Below are 12,027 nucleotides of genomic sequence, written 5' to 3' on the forward strand. Positions count from 1 at the left end.
ATACTGGGCCTCGACTGGGTCAACTGACCCACTCCCGACCCACGCCAGGGAGGCCGGATGCCCCGCATGTCCGCCGCGGATCGCCGCGAGGCGCTCGTGCGCGCCGCGCTGCGGGTGGTCGCGCGCCGCGGGCTGGCACGGGCCACCACCCGGGCGATCGTCGCCGAGGCCGGGATGTCGCTCGCGAGCTTCCACTACGCGTTCGCGTCGCGCGACGAGCTGGTCGACGCGCTCGTCGAGCACGTGGTCGGCGCCGAGGGCACGGCCGTCCTGGTCGACGAGCTCCCCGGCGCAGACGTCGGCGACGTGGTGCGACTCGGGCTGCGCCGCTACCTCGAGCACCTGCGCGGCGACCCCGACGCCGAGCAGGCGATGCTCGAGCTGACGCAGCACGCGCTGCGCGACCCCGAGCGGCACGACGTGGCACGCCGCCAGTACGAGCGGTACCACGAGCTCGCCGAGGCGTCGCTCACCGCGGCCGCAGCGAGCGCGGGCGTGCGCTGGACGCGGCCGGTGCGCGACATCGCCCGGCTGCTGGTGGCGATGACCGACGGCATCACGATGACCTGGCTCGTGACGCGCGACGACGAGGCCGCCGAGGCGGCGATCGACCTGCTCGCCGACACGATCGGCCGTGCAGCGGCCCCCGACGACCCACCGGCGCCCGAGCCCGGCGACCGGCCCACGACCGCCCCCGCCCCCGCACCCGAGACAGGAGCGACCGAGTGACCATCGACCTCGCGCCACGACCCGACGCCGTCGGGCAGCGATACGACGCGGCCCGCGTGGCCGCCGAGCTGGACGCCGCGACCGCGAACCTCGACGCGCCGCTCGGCGCGCTGCACCTCGGCGCGCTGCGCTGGAACGTCGCGGACATGCTCCGACGCGCCAACGGCGTCCCGATCCGCGTCGCGTCGAAGTCGATCCGCTCGCGCCCGGTGCTCGAGGCGCTGCTCGACGTGCCCGGCTACGCGGGCGTGATGGCGTACACGCTCCCCGAGGCGCTGTGGCTGGCCACCACGGTCGACGACGTCCTGGTCGGGTACCCGACGGCCGACCGCCGGGCGATCCGCGCCCTCTCGATCGATCCCGAGCTCGCGCGCCGCGTCACGCTCATGGTCGACTCGGTCGAGCAGCTCGACCTCGTCGACGCGGTGCTCGCCCCCTCCCGGCGCGAGCGGGTGCAGGTCTGCCTCGAGCTGGATGCCGCGTGGCGCCGGCCCGGCTTCGGCCACGTCGGCGTGCGGCGGTCGCCCGTGCGCACGCCCGCGCAGGCGGGCGAGCTCGCCGCGCGCATCGCCGAGCGCGCGGGGTTCCGGCTGGTCGGTGTCATGGCGTACGAGGCGCAGGTCGCCGGCGTCGCCGACGGCGAGTCCGGTCCGACGGGCGCCTTCCTCCGCTGGATGCGCGAGAAGTCGATGGCCGAGCTCCGCGAGCGCCGCGCGGCCGTGGTGGCCGCCGTCGAGCGCCACGCCGACCTGCGGTTCGTCAACGGCGGCGGCACCGGATCGCTCGAGCTCACCGCGAACGACCCCGCGGTCACCGAGCTCGCCGCCGGCAGCGGGCTGTTCGCGGGTCACTACTTCGACGGGTACGCCGGGTTCATGCCCGCGCCGGCATCCGCGTTCGGGCTCGACGTCGTGCGCCGGCCGGACGCGAAGCATGCGACCCTGCTCGGCGGCGGGTGGATCGCGTCGGGGCCGGCGGGGGAGGACCGCCTGCCCAAGCCGGTCAAGCCCGAGGGGCTGTCGCTGCTGCCGCGAGAGGGCGCCGGCGAGGTGCAGACGCCGGTCACCGGCGGCGACGCCGCGTCGCTGCATCCGGGCGACCGCGTCTGGCTGCGCCACGCCAAGTCGGGCGAGCTGAGCGAGCACCTCGACGCGTTCCACGTCGTGCACGGCGGCCGGGTCGTGGAGGTCGTCTCGACCTACCGCGGCGACGGCAAGGTCTTCCTGTGACGGCATCGGGCGGCACCTGGCGCAACTGGGGCCGCAGTGAGCGCGTGAGGCCGCGTCGGGTCGAGCGCCCCGCGAGCCCCGAGGCCGTGCAGCGCGCGGTCGAGGCGGCGGCCCGCTCCGGCCTGCGGATCAAGCCCGTCGGTGCGAGCCACAGCTTCAGCGGCATCGCGGTCGCGCCCGACGTGCAGCTCGACCTCGACGATCTCTCGGGCATCACTGCTGTCGACGAGGCGACCGGCCGGGTCACCCTGCGCGCGGGTACCCGCCTGTTCCGCCTGCCCGAGCTGCTCGCCCCGCTCGGCCTCGCGATGCAGAACATGGGCGACATCGACCGTCAGTCGGTCGCCGGCGCCACCTCGACCGGTACGCACGGCACCGGGCTCGGCTTCGGCGGCCTCGCGACCCGCATCACCGGTGTGCGGCTCGTGACCGGCACCGGCGAGTTCCTCACCGTGAACGCCACCGAGAACGCCGAGCTGCTCCCGGCGGTGCGCCTCGGGCTCGGCGCGCTCGGCGTGCTGGTCGAGGTCGAGCTCGAGCTCGTGCCCGAGTTCGCGCTGCACGCCGCAGAGCGCCCCGAACCGCTCGACGCCGTGCTGGAGTCGTGGACCGAACGTGTGCAGGGTGCCGACCACTTCGAGTTCTACTGGTTCCCGCACACGTCGCGGGTGCTGACGATGACCAACACGCGGATGCCCCTGAATGCGCCGCTCGCCCCGCAGCATCCGCTCGCCCGCTTCGTCGACGACGAGCTGCTCGCCAACGGCGCGGTCGGCACGGTGAGCGTGCTCGGGAAGATCGCCCCGCCGCTCACGCCCCACGCCGCGAAGCTCGTCGAGCGCGCGCTGTCGAGCCGCGAGTGGAGCGATCGGTCGGCGAAGGTCTACGCCTCGCGCCGGGCCGTGCGGTTCCGCGAGATGGAGTACGCGCTGCCGCTCGAGGAGGTGCCGGCCGCATTCGCCGAGGTCCGCGCGCTCATCGAGCGCCGGGGCTGGCGGGTGAGCTTCCCGATCGAGGTGCGCGCTGCCGCGCCAGACGACGTGTGGCTCTCGACCGCGTACCAGCGGCCGACGGGCTACATCGCGGTGCACCGCTACTACCGCGAGGACCCGACGGAGTACTTCGCCGGGGTCGAGGAGATCATGGTGGCCCACGGGGGCCGCCCGCACTGGGGCAAGATGCACACGCGCACCGCCGAGTACCTGCGCGAGGCGTACCCGCGGTTCGACGACTTCCTCGCGGTGCGGGACCAACTCGACCCGGAACGGCGATTCACGAACCCGTACCTCGACCGGGTGCTGGGCGCCTGAACCCGCTCACCTCGGAGATCGCCCACAATCAGGGTGATCCCACAGGTGCTCCACAGCACGGCGAGTAGGATTGTGCACATCCCGCACGTTTGCCATGTCGCAAGGAGCATTCGCCATGGAATGGCTGATCCCCGTCCTCATCGTCGTCGCGCTGGTCGTCATCGTCGGCATCTACCTGTGGGCGACGTACAACTCGCTCGTCACGCTCAATGTGCGGGTGGACGAGGCGTGGAGCGACATCACGGTGCAGCTCAAGCGCAGGGCCGACCTGCTGCCCAACCTGATCAACACGGTCAAGGGCTACGCCGCCCATGAGAAGGGCGTGTTCGAGGCCGTCACCAAGGCGCGCGCCGAGACCCTCTCCGCGCAGGGCCCGGCCGAGGCATCCGCTGCCGAGAACCACATGCAGCAGGCGCTGAAGTCGATCTTCGCCGTCGCCGAGGCGTACCCGCAGCTGCAGGCGAGCCAGAACTTCCTCTCGCTGCAGTCCGAGCTGGTCGACACGGAGGACAAGATCCAGGCCGCGCGCCGGTTCTACAACGGCGGCGTGCGCGAGCTGAACACCAAGATCAAGGTGTTCCCGAACACGCTGTTCGTGCGCAGCCTCGGGTTCAGCGAGCGCGACTTCTTCGAGGTCGACGAGCCGGCGGCGATCGCCGAGCCCCCTCGCGTGCAGTTCTAGGCTTCGGGCGTAGATGTATCGCGCGATAGCGAAGAACAAGCGCAACACCGTCTTCATCATCATCCTGTTCCTCGCCATCATCGGCGGGCTCGGATGGCTCGCGGCCTACGTGTACCAGAGCTGGGCGATCCTCATCTGGACCGTGCTGTTCGCGGGCGGCTACGCACTGTTCCAGTACTTCATGGCCGACAAGCAGGCCATCTCGATGTCGGGTGCCGTGCAGGTGCGCTCGAAGGCCGATCACCCGCGCCTGTGGCGCACGGTCGAGAACCTGTCGATCACGACCGGCACGCCCATGCCCAAGGTCTACATCGTCAACGACCCGGCGCCGAACGCGTTCGCGACCGGGCGCGATCCCGAGCACGCGATCGTCGCGGCGACCACGGGGCTGCTCGACATCATGGACGACTCGGAGCTCGAGGGCGTCATGGCGCACGAGCTCGGGCACGTGCGCAACTACGACATCCGCGTCTCGATGATCGTGTTCGGCCTGGTCGTGGCGGTCGGCTTCATCGCCGACATGTTCCTGCGCATGGCGTTCTTCGGCCGCGGCAACAACCAGAACCCGATCGTCTTCGTCGTCGGCCTCGCGGCCATGCTCATCGCGCCGATCGTGGCGACGGTCGTGCAGCTCGCCGTCTCGCGTCAGCGCGAATACCTGGCGGATGCCACGGGGGCGATGACCACCCGCCACCCCGAGGCGCTCGCGCGTGCGCTCGAGAAGCTCGCCGCCTACGGCCGGCCGATGCGGAAGCAGAACTCCTCCATGGCGCACCTCTGGATCGCCGACCCGATCAAGCCGGGCGTCATCGACCGCCTCTTCGCGACGCACCCCCCGATCCCCGAGCGGGTCGAGCGCCTGCGCACCATGGGCGGCTCGTTCTGATCTGAGACCCGTCAAAAGGCTGCGCTCTCGCGGCCCAGACGGCAGTTTCTTGACGGGTCTCGGCACTGGCCGACGCGGTTGGGCCCGAGACCCGTCAGAAACCTGCGTTCTCGGGGCGCAGAGCGCAGGGAATTGACGGGTCTGGTCGCCTGGGCGGGCGAGGGCGCGGGCGGGTGCTACGCGCGGGCGAGCTCGGATGCCACCGCGGGGGAGAGCGTGCCACGACCGGCGAGCGCGATGTCGTCGAGGCCCTGCCAGGCGGCGGCGTCCCGGAGGAGCGGCACGAGGCGGGCGGCGGTGTCCTCGGGGGCATCCGCCTCGGCCCATGCCGACTGCACGCGCAGCACGCCCGCCTTGCGGTCGGCCTTGAGGTCGACGCGGCCGACGATCGCCTCGTCGACGAGCAGCGGCAGCGAGTAGTAGCCGAACACGCGGTCGGGCTCGGGCGTGTAGATCTCGATGCGGTAGTGGAAGTCGAACAGGCGCTCGGTGCGCGGCCGGAACCACACCACCGGGTCGAACGGCGACAGCAGCGCGGCCGCCTCCATGCGGCGCGGGCGGCGGGCGTCCGCGTGCAGCCACGCGCGTCCGGGCTTGCCGTTCGATCCCCACCCGGGCACCTCGACCGGCAGCAGCACGCCCGCCTCCTCGAGGTCGCGGATCGCGGGCTTCACCTGCGACCGCAGCATGCGCCAGTAGTCGGCGAGGTCGGCCTCGGTCGCGATGCCGAGAGCGGATGCCGCGAGCCCGACGAGCTCCCGCACCTGGTCCTCCTCCGACGGCGACGCGTCGAGCAGCTCGCGGGGCAGCGCCTGCTCGGGCAGTGCGTAGACGCGCTCGAACCGCACGCGCTCGACGCAGACGACCTCGCCGGTGCGGAACATCCACTCGAGCGTGCGCTTGACGTCGCTCCAACCCCACCACGGCCCTCGCCGCTCGTTCGCGTCGTGCTCGATCTCGCTCGCGCGCATCGGCCCGTTCGCCCGCAGCTCGTCGACGAGCCACTCCGACAGGGGCCGGTTGTCCGACACGTATCCGCCCCAGTCGCTGCCCTTGGCGAGGTAGCCGGCGCGACGGAACCCGAACAGCGGCCAGAGCTCGCGCGGCACGAACGCGGCCTGGTGCGCCCAGTACTCGACGAACCGGCCGCGGCGTCCGTACGCGAGCCGGTCGAGGTGGGCCCGGTCGTACGGGCCGAGCCGGCTGAGCGCCGGCAGGTAGTGGCTGCGCTCGAACACGTTGACCGAGTCGATCTGCAGCACGCCGAGCCGCTCGGCGACGCCGCGCACCTGACGGAGGCCCGGCGCCGACGGACGGGGCCCGCCGAAGCCCTGCGCGGCCAGCGCGATGCGACGGGCGAGAGCCGGCGAGATCTGGTCGACCATGATGCCTGCGAGGCTACCGGGGCCCGCCCACATCGCCCGAGTCGCCGTGGCCCGCCGCGGCATCCGTTCCGCCCGCCCTCGCCCGGATTCATGCGGCACCCGACATGCACCGACCCTAGACTGGGGCGATGGCGGATTCGCGGGGAAACCGGTGGGGGTCCATGTTCGGTCGCAAGCGCGATGCGGACGCGCCCGAGCCACCGGAGATCGAGGAGTCGATCCCGCCCGCGATGCGCCTCGCCGCCGCATGGTCGTGGCGCCTGCTGCTCGTGGGTGCCGTGCTCGCGGTCGTCATCTTCCTGATCATCCAGCTGCGCCTGATCATCATCCCGTTGCTCGTGGCGGTGCTGCTCGGCGCGCTGCTCGTGCCGTTCGTGCAGTGGCTCAGGCACCACCGCTGGCCGAAGTGGCTCGCGGTCACGGTGGCGATGCTCGGCACGATCGCGGCGGTCGCGGGCCTGCTCACGCTCGGCATCAGCCAGATCGTGCGCGCCTACAGCGAGCTCGAGGCGCAGACGCTGGTCGCCTGGGACGACCTGCAGGGGTGGCTGCTCGACGGACCGCTGCACATCACCCAGCAGCAGGTCGACGACTTCCTCGCGCAGATCTTCGAGACGATCCAGCAGGACAGCGGCATCTTCATCTCGGGCGCGCTGTCGGTCGGCAGCACGCTCGGCCACTTCATCGCCGGCATGCTGCTCGCGCTGTTCGCGACGCTGTTCATCCTGATCGACGGCCGCGGCATCTGGAACTGGATGGTGAGCGTCATGCCCCGGCGGGCGCGCGCAGCCGTCAACGGGGCGGGCGAAGCCGGCTGGTCGACGCTGCGCAACTTCGTGCGCGTGCAGATCCTGGTCGCGTCGATCGACGCGATCGGCATCGCGACCGGCGCCTTCCTGCTCGGCGTGCCGCTGGCGATCCCCATCGGCATCCTGGTCTTCCTCGGCTCGTTCGTGCCGTTCGTCGGTGCGATCGTGACCGGTGCGCTCGCGGTGTTCGTCGCGCTGGTCTACAACGGCTGGGTCATCGCGCTGCTCATGCTCGGCGTCGTGCTGCTCGTGCAGCAGATCGAGGGCCACGTGCTGCAGCCGCTCATCATGGGCACGGCCGTGAAGGTGCATCCGCTCGGCGTCGTGATCGCGGTCGCGACGGGATCGCTGCTCGCGGGCATCCCCGGCGCGCTCTTCGCGGTGCCGATCGCGGCGGTGGCGAACGTCATGATCCTCTACGTGTCCAGCGGCGTATGGAAGAATCAGGCTCCCCCGCCGGCCACGATCCGGTCGCCGCTGTGGACGACGGTGCCGCAGGAGGTGCGGGGATTCTCACGACGAAAGCGGAACGAGACATGACCATGCCCGTCGACCATCGCGACGGCCCGGCCCACGCGGCCGAACAGCACGAACGGCGAGCGGATGCCGCGGGGCCGCGCTTCCCGGGCCCCGACCTCGCCGCGTTCGAGGCGGCCGCCGCGAACGTGGCCGCCGTCGCCCGTCGCACGCCGATGGAGACCTCGCGGTTCCTGGCGACGCGCCTCGGCGTGCCCGTGCACCTGAAGTGCGAGAACCTCCAGCGCACCGGCTCGTACAAGCTCCGCGGCGCCTACCACCGCATCTCGCAGCTCAGCCCCGAGGAGCAGGCGCGCGGGGTCGTGGCCGCGTCGGCGGGCAACCACGCGCAGGGCGTGGCGTACGCCGCGCGCGAGCTGGGCATCCGCGCCACCATCTTCATGCCGGTCGGCGTCGCGCTCCCGAAGCTCGAGGCGACGCGCGCCTACGGCGCCGACGTCTTGCTGGAGGGCGGCGAGATCGCCGAGACGCTCGCCGCGGCCTCCGCGTTCGCCGAGGAGACCGGCGCGGTCGTCATCCCGCCGTACGACCACCCCGACGTGATCGCAGGGCAGGGCACGCTCGGCCTCGAGATCCTCGAGCAGGCGCCCGACGTCGAGACGATCATCGTGCCGATCGGCGGCGGCGGCCTCGCCTCCGGCGTCGCGAGCGCGGCGAAGCAGCGCGCCGCCCAGCTCGGCCGCACCATCCGGGTCATCGGCGTGCAGGCGCGCAACGCCGCGCCGTACGTGCCGTCGCTGGCTGCGGGGGAGCCGGTCGCGGTGCCGGTCGTGCCGACGATCGCCGACGGCATCGCGGTCTACCGCCCGGGCGTGCTGAACTTCGAGATCATCCGCGAGGCGGTCGACGAGGTCGTCACGGTGTCCGACGACGACATCGCCCGGGCACTGCTGGTGCTGCTCGAGCGCGCCAAGCTCGTCGTCGAGCCGGCCGGCGCGGTCTCGGTCGCGGCGATCCTCTCGGGCCAGGTGATCGGCTCGGGCCCGACGGTCGCGCTGCTCTCGGGCGGCAACATCGACCCGCTGCTCATGCAGCGCGTGGTCGCGCACGGCCTCGCGGCATCCGGCCGGTACCTGACCCTCACGATCGGGCTGCCCGACCGTCCCGGCCAGCTCGCGCGCATCTCCGAGCTCATCGCCGAGGCGAACGCGAACGTGGTCGAGGTGCTGCACACCCGTCACGGCTCGGACATGATGATCACCGAGGTCGCGCTGAAGATGTCGGTCGAGACCCGCGGACCCGACCACAGCGCGCACGTGCTCCGCATCCTGCGCGACGCCGGGTACGACCCGGTCGTCGGCGAGTAGGCACGACAGACGACGACGCCCCCGCCATCGTGGCGGGGGCGTCGTGTCGTTCGGTCCTGGCTACTTGCCGTCCCAGGTGGCCACGTCCGTGACCTTCACCTTGATCTCGCGCCCGTTGGGGGCGGTGTACGTCGTCGCCTCGCCGACCTTCAGGCCGACGATCGCCTCGCCGAGCGGGCTCTGCGGGCTGTAGACGTCGAGCTCGGAGTCGCCGGCGATCTCGCGGTTGCCGACGAGGAACTTCTCCGAGTCGCCCGCGATGGTCGCGGTGACGACCGTGCCGGCCTCGACGACGCCGTGCGACTCGGGGGCGTCGCCGACCTGGGCGCTCCGCAGCAGCGCGGTGAGCTGCCGGATGCGCGCCTCCTGCTTGCCCTGCTCGTCCTTGGCGGCGTGGTAGCCGCCGTTCTCCTTGAGGTCGCCCTCTTCCCGGGCCGCTTCGATCCGCTTCGAGATCTCCTCGCGACCGGCGGTGCTGAGGTGCTCGAGCTCGCCGGCCAGGCGGTCGTAGGCGTCCTGGGTGAGCCAGGTGACCGTAGCGTCCTGCGCCATGGTTCTCCTCCAGATACACGTGGCGCCCCGGCGACCGCCGGGGCGAATCATTGATTCTAGGTCAGCCAGCACCGGTAGATCAAACCGGTGTTCGCCTCCTGCGCCGTGCGCACGGTCTCGGTGAAGGTACGGGTGTACTCGTCGGATGCCGGGATCTCGACGACCTTCCAGCCCACGACGACGAACTCCTCGTTGAGCGCCTGCACCACGCACGCGGTGTCGCTGCCGACCGGTGCCGAGAGGTCCCAGCGCACCTCGACGGCCCGCTCGTCGGTGAGCAGCCGGTGCCCGGTGTCCTTCACCTCGAGCGTCGGCCGGGTGCCGTCGAAGCCGGCCCAGACGACCCACGCGACGAACACGACGGCGAACGCCGCGGCGACCGCGACGAGGATCGTGCGCTCACGCCGCTTCGAGGTGCGGGTGCGCCCGTACCGCTCGGCGAGCACGTCGTCGGCCACGTGCGCTCCCTTCCATCGATTACGCTGGAAACCAGCCTAAACTCCCGAACCCGAAGGGTCGTCCATGCCGTTCTCCGCCGTCGCGGTGCTCCTCGTTCGCACGGCCGAGGAGGAGTTCGACCCCGACTCGGTGACGCCCGGCCCGCTCGGCTTCATCGCGATCTTCGTGCTGATGATCGCGGTCATCCTGCTGGCGCTCGACATGGTCCGCCGCATCCGCCGCACCAACTACCGCGCGGAGATCCGGGAGCGGCTCGAGGCCGAGCAGCTCGCCGCGGAGGCCGAGGCGGCCGCGAACGCGGGGGAGCAGGGCGAGGCGACGGATGCCCCGGGCGAGACGCCGGGCGACGGGCCCGACGAACCGCGGGGCTGACGCCCGACGCGATCCGACCGGCGGGCGTGGACCCGACCGGCCGGCTCCCGGCTGCGCTCAGCCCGCGTGGAACGCGGGCGCGAGCGCGATCAGCAGCGTCGCCGTCCAGTGGCAGAGGAACGCCAGCACGGTGAACACGTGGAAGATCTCGTGGAAGCCGAAGTGGCCGGGCCACGGGTTCGGCTTCTTGATCGCGTAGACGACCGCGCCTGCGGTGTAGAGCACGCCGCCGACCAGCACGAGCACCATCATGGCGACGTTCGCGTTGACGAGGTCGACGATGTACATCATCGCGGCCCAGCCGAGCAGCACGTAGATCGGCACGTAGAGCCAGCGCGGAGCGGTGATCCAGAACACGCGGAAGCCGATCCCGAGCAGCGCGCCGCCCCAGACGATGCCGAGCAGCAGCCAGCCCTTCTCGGGCGGCAGCGCGAGGATGGCGAGCGGCGTGTAGGTGCCCGCGATGAGCAGGAAGATGTTGGCGTGGTCGATGCGCTTCAGGATCACCTTGACCTTGGGCGACCAGTCGAACCGGTGGTACAGCGCCGAGTTGCCGAACAGCAGCAGCGACGTGAGCATGAAGACCGCCGACGCCCACTTGGCGGGCGCACCCTCGGCGAGGGTGATGAGCACGACGCCCGCGGCGATCGCGACGGGGAACGTGCCGGCGTGGATCCAGCCGCGCCAGGTGGGGCGGATCTCGGCGGGGTTCGCGACCGAGGCGTCGAGCAGCGGGATGTTCGGCAGGTGCGGGTCGTTGCGCTCGTCGGCGGCGACCGCCCGATCGGACTCGTCCAGCTCCGCGACCGGATGGCCGAGGTGCTCGGCGACGTCTTCGGGTCTGGCGGTGCTGCGCTGGCTCATGCAGCCAGCGTAGGGGAGCGTATATTCCGGGAACCTGAGAGTGTGGGGTGTATCGGCGCGGCAGGGGCCCGGCACGGCACGGCGCGCCGCCCGGAGTACGGTAGTCACCGTGCAGAAGCGGGAACGATCCACCGGCCGCGGCATCCTCTACCGGTTGTACGCGAATCGGCTGCAGCGGGAACTGGAGCAGATGACGCTGCCGCACCACGTGGCGATGATCATCGACGGGAACCGCCGCTGGGCGAAGCAGCTGGGCTACGAGACCGCCGCGCACGGCCACCGGGCGGGCGCCGCGAAGATGCGCGAGTTCCTCGAGTGGTGCGACGACCTCGGCATCCAGGTGGTCACGCTCTACCTGTTGTCGGCCGACAACCTCGGCAACCGCTCCGACACCGAGCTCTCCGACCTGGTCGAGATCATCGCCGACCTCGCCGACGAGCTCTCGCGGTACCGCGACTGGCGCGTGCAGCACGTCGGCTCGCGCGACGGCCTGCCCGAGCCGCTCGTCGCCGCGCTCGAGGCGGCGGAGGCCCGCACCGCGGGGCGCACGGGCCTGCACGTGAACCTCGCCGTCGGCTACGGCGGGCGCCGCGAGATCACCGACGCGATGCGCTCGATCGTGGCATCCCACCACGCCGAGGGCCGCAGCCTCGAGGACCTGGCGGAGTCGCTCACGCCCGACCTCATCGGCGAGCACCTCTACACGGGCGGGCAGCCCGACCCCGACCTGGTCATCCGCACGTCGGGCGAGCAGCGGCTGAGCGACTTCATGCTCTGGCAGGCCGCCCACAGCGAGTTCTACTTCGTGGAGGCCCTCGGGCCGGACCTCCGCCGCGTCGACTTCCTGCGCGCCGTGCGCGACTTCTCGAGCCGGCACCGTCGCTTCGGTGGATGAGGCGGGTCTCG

13 protein-coding genes are annotated in these 12,027 nt (G+C 71.8%); 9 read left to right on the forward strand and 4 right to left on the reverse strand.

Translation table 11 applies throughout. The features are described from left to right. Positions 1-66: 66 nt before the first annotated feature. The 5 genes from QMG39_RS12815 to QMG39_RS12835 all read left to right on the forward strand — a co-directional run bounded on the left by QMG39_RS12815 (position 67) and on the right by QMG39_RS12835 (position 4,836). A complete protein-coding gene (locus QMG39_RS12815) occupies positions 67-729 on the forward strand; it encodes a TetR/AcrR family transcriptional regulator (protein WP_281885575.1) in 663 nt (220 codons plus the stop codon). Then, a complete protein-coding gene (locus QMG39_RS12820; protein WP_281885577.1) occupies positions 726-1,958 on the forward strand; it encodes an alanine racemase in 1,233 nt (410 codons plus the stop codon). Before QMG39_RS12815 ends, QMG39_RS12820 begins: the two co-directional genes overlap by 4 nt. Further along, on the forward strand, positions 1,955-3,268 hold the full coding sequence (locus tag QMG39_RS12825) for a D-arabinono-1,4-lactone oxidase (RefSeq protein ID WP_281885579.1): 1,314 nt from the start codon (positions 1,955-1,957) through the stop codon (positions 3,266-3,268). Before QMG39_RS12820 ends, QMG39_RS12825 begins: the two co-directional genes overlap by 4 nt. Before the next feature lie 115 nt (positions 3,269-3,383). Further along, positions 3,384-3,950 carry a LemA family protein gene (locus QMG39_RS12830; RefSeq protein ID WP_281885581.1) on the forward strand — a complete coding sequence of 189 codons (567 nt, stop codon included), beginning with the start codon at positions 3,384-3,386 and terminating at the stop codon, positions 3,948-3,950. Between the two features lie 13 nt (positions 3,951-3,963). Then, on the forward strand, positions 3,964-4,836 hold the full coding sequence (locus QMG39_RS12835) for a M48 family metallopeptidase (RefSeq protein ID WP_281885583.1): 873 nt from the start codon (positions 3,964-3,966) through the stop codon (positions 4,834-4,836). A gap of 176 nt (positions 4,837-5,012) precedes the next feature. Here the strand turns inward: QMG39_RS12835 and QMG39_RS12840 are convergent, their stop codons facing one another. Beyond that, positions 5,013-6,221, reverse strand: a complete 1,209-nt coding sequence (locus tag QMG39_RS12840) for a winged helix-turn-helix domain-containing protein (RefSeq protein ID WP_281885585.1) — start codon at positions 6,219-6,221, stop codon at positions 5,013-5,015. A 128-nt stretch (positions 6,222-6,349) separates the two neighbouring features. Between QMG39_RS12840 and QMG39_RS12845 the strand changes: the two genes are divergently transcribed. Together QMG39_RS12845 and ilvA are read left to right on the forward strand one after the other, a co-directional pair. Further along, positions 6,350-7,570, forward strand: a complete 1,221-nt coding sequence (locus QMG39_RS12845) for an AI-2E family transporter (RefSeq protein ID WP_281885586.1) — start codon at positions 6,350-6,352, stop codon at positions 7,568-7,570. Beyond that, entirely contained in the window at positions 7,567-8,874 is a 1,308-nt protein-coding gene (ilvA, locus tag QMG39_RS12850) for a threonine ammonia-lyase (protein ID WP_281885588.1), read from the forward strand. Before QMG39_RS12845 ends, ilvA begins: the two co-directional genes overlap by 4 nt. A 60-nt stretch (positions 8,875-8,934) precedes the next feature. Here the strand turns inward: ilvA and greA are convergent, their stop codons facing one another. Then, complete coding sequence (gene greA, locus QMG39_RS12855; RefSeq protein WP_281885590.1) at positions 8,935-9,426, reverse strand: transcription elongation factor GreA; 492 nt, start codon at positions 9,424-9,426, stop codon at positions 8,935-8,937. Positions 9,427-9,482: 56 nt separating this feature from the next. Then, a complete protein-coding gene (locus QMG39_RS12860) occupies positions 9,483-9,884 on the reverse strand; it encodes a DUF4307 domain-containing protein (RefSeq protein ID WP_281885592.1) in 402 nt (133 codons plus the stop codon). A 64-nt stretch (positions 9,885-9,948) separates the two neighbouring features. Here QMG39_RS12860 and QMG39_RS12865 point away from each other — a divergent pair, with 64 nt between their 5' ends. Then, positions 9,949-10,257 (forward strand): hypothetical protein, encoded by a 309-nt coding sequence (locus QMG39_RS12865; RefSeq protein ID WP_281885594.1) that lies wholly within the window; start codon positions 9,949-9,951, stop codon positions 10,255-10,257. 57 nt (positions 10,258-10,314) lie between these two features. On the opposite strand, the gene trhA is transcribed toward QMG39_RS12865, so the two are convergent. Continuing rightward, positions 10,315-11,121, reverse strand: coding sequence for a PAQR family membrane homeostasis protein TrhA (gene trhA / locus QMG39_RS12870; RefSeq protein WP_281885596.1), 807 nt, complete (start codon positions 11,119-11,121; stop codon positions 10,315-10,317). A gap of 109 nt (positions 11,122-11,230) precedes the next feature. Here trhA and QMG39_RS12875 point away from each other — a divergent pair, with 109 nt between their 5' ends. Then, on the forward strand, positions 11,231-12,016 hold the full coding sequence (locus QMG39_RS12875; RefSeq protein ID WP_281885598.1) for an isoprenyl transferase: 786 nt from the start codon (positions 11,231-11,233) through the stop codon (positions 12,014-12,016). Positions 12,017-12,027: the final 11 nt, after the last annotated feature.

Source organism: Agromyces rhizosphaerae (genome assembly GCF_027925245.1).
In the GTDB taxonomy this organism is placed as follows: domain Bacteria; phylum Actinomycetota; class Actinomycetes; order Actinomycetales; family Microbacteriaceae; genus Agromyces; species Agromyces rhizosphaerae.